Raw genomic sequence first — 1,672 nt, 5'->3', positions numbered from 1 at the left:
TCAACTGATGGAGATGGAAGAAGCTCCTGCTGCCACCGAGAGATCTGAGGTTTCTCCTGCCGAGCAACTGAAGAACATTCAAACATTTTTAGGAATCACCAAGCGCTACACCATTCAGGGCTATATGATCTCCGAACATTTTATGACCGAAAAATTCCCCTACAAACTCGTGCCCGGCCCCTATCAGGGTTGTGTCTCTACCGAAGGATTAACTGTAATGTAATGACAATCGCAATAGATAGTAAAAAAAATAGGACCTACGATGCCATCGTAATTGGCTCGGGCATTAGCGGCGGCTGGGCCGCTAAAGAACTCACTGAAAAGGGGTTAAAAACGTTAGTACTGGAACGAGGTCGCAACGTAGAGCACATCAAAGACTACCCAACCACCAACAAAATGCCCTGGGAGTTTGAGCATCGGGGACAAATGCCGGAAGAGTTACAAAAAGCCAATCCGGTGATTAGCCGTTGTTACGCCTTTCACGAGGATACTGCTCACTTTTTTGTGAAGGATACCGAGCACCCCTACGTGCAAGATAAGCCTTTTGACTGGATTCGGGGCTACCAGGTAGGGGGGAAGTCGCTATTATGGGCCCGGCAGGTGCAGCGTTGGAGCGACTATGATTTTGAAGGTCCCGCGCGCGATGGTTTCGCAGTAGACTGGCCTATCCGGTACGCCGATATAGCTCCCTGGTACAGCTACGTAGAAAAATTTGCGGGCATCTCCGGTAATAAAGATGGATTAGACTACCTGCCTGACGGTGAATTCTTGCCGCCCATGGATTTGAACTGCGTAGAAAAATACTTTAAGGAAAAACTGGAAACCCAATATACCGGACGTAATGTAATTGTGGCTCGCTGCGCGCATCTGTCTGAACCTCAGCAGATTCACCTAGATCAAGGGCGGGGGCAGTGCATGAACCGTAACCTCTGCCAGCGAGGTTGCCCTTTTGGCGGTTACTTCAGTAGCAACTCCTCTACCCTACCTTGGGCCATGAAGACTGGGAACTTAACTATGCGCCCGAATGCGGTGGTGCACTCTATCATCTACGATGAGGAAAAAGAAAAAGCTACCGGTGTGCAAGTAATTGATGCCGAAAGCAATGAAAGCATTGAATTTTACGCTCCGCTAATTTTTGTCAACGCCAGTGCGCTAAACACCAATACGCTGTTGCTTAACTCTAAGTCTAACCGCTTTCCCGAAGGCTTGGGTAACGACAATGGCTTGATGGGTACGCACGTGGCCTTCCATATTTACCGAGGTAAAATATCTGGCTCCTACGAAGGAGAACTAAGCAACACCACCGTAGGCCGTCGCCCCACTTCCGGCTACATCCCCCGCTTCCGAAACGTGTATAAGCAGGAAACCGACTTTCTGCGAGGCTATGCCTCTGGGTTTGGGGCACGTCGCCACATTGAGCGGGATTACGATGGTATTGGACAGTCGTTGAAAGACAACTTGTTGAATCCGCAGTGGGGCAACTGGCGCGTGGGCTCCCACATGATGGGCGAAACCATTCCGAAGGAAACCAATACGGTGAGTTTGGACCCAACCCAAACCGACGAGTGGGGTATTCCGCTACTGAAGGTGAACATCGACTACGACGACAATGACGAGCGGATGATTCAAGACTTCTTTGAGCAGTTTACCGAGATGTACGAACGAGCTGGTT

General features: G+C 49.9%; 1 protein-coding gene and 1 pseudogene. Both read left to right on the top strand.

Going from position 1 to position 1,672, the window contains the following annotated elements:
* Positions 1 to 223 (top strand): annotated as a pseudogene (locus WBA23_RS23140) (hypothetical protein); the annotation flags it as partial.
* Positions 223 to 1,672: GMC family oxidoreductase N-terminal domain-containing protein (locus tag WBA23_RS23135; protein WP_424584647.1), on the top strand; the 1,450-nt coding region annotated here is incomplete at its 3' end. The pseudogene WBA23_RS23140 and the gene WBA23_RS23135, both read left to right, overlap by 1 nt.

It is taken from the genome of Tunicatimonas sp. (genome assembly GCF_049647865.1).
In the GTDB taxonomy this organism is placed as follows: domain Bacteria; phylum Bacteroidota; class Bacteroidia; order Cytophagales; family Cyclobacteriaceae; genus Tunicatimonas.
Note: the sequence above shows the minus strand (reverse complement) of the source record. Positions and strands in the feature narration are given on the sequence as shown.